This is a genomic window from Tritonibacter sp. SIMBA_163 (assembly GCF_046535935.1).
GTDB classification, from domain to species: Bacteria; Pseudomonadota; Alphaproteobacteria; order Rhodobacterales; family Rhodobacteraceae; genus Epibacterium; species Epibacterium scottomollicae.
Genome location: NZ_JAWJBP010001326.1, coordinates 1 through 236 on the forward strand (window position 1 = coordinate 1; position 236 = coordinate 236).

Below are 236 nucleotides of genomic sequence, written 5' to 3' on the forward strand. Positions count from 1 at the left end.
CCTGTCGACAGTGCTGGAACGCACCGCGCAGGCGGAAGTCACGGCGGACCTAGCAAGCGTCAGTTATCAGCGCTGAGGTGCCTCAGGAGGGGCTGCGGAAATGTTTCGACAGCTTCAGACCCTGGCCCTGATAGTTGGAGGCAATGACCGCACCATAAAGCTGCTGGGGCAGGGAGGCCATCCGTTCATAGACCAGACGGCCCCCCACCTGACCGTGTTCGAGCACAAAGGGCGCC

The 236-nt window shown here is 62.3% G+C and carries 1 pseudogene; it reads right to left on the minus strand.

Annotated elements, in window-relative coordinates:
- Positions 1-82 precede the first annotated feature (82 nt).
- Positions 83-236, minus strand: a pseudogene (locus R0J92_RS26605) (2'-deoxycytidine 5'-triphosphate deaminase); the annotation flags it as partial.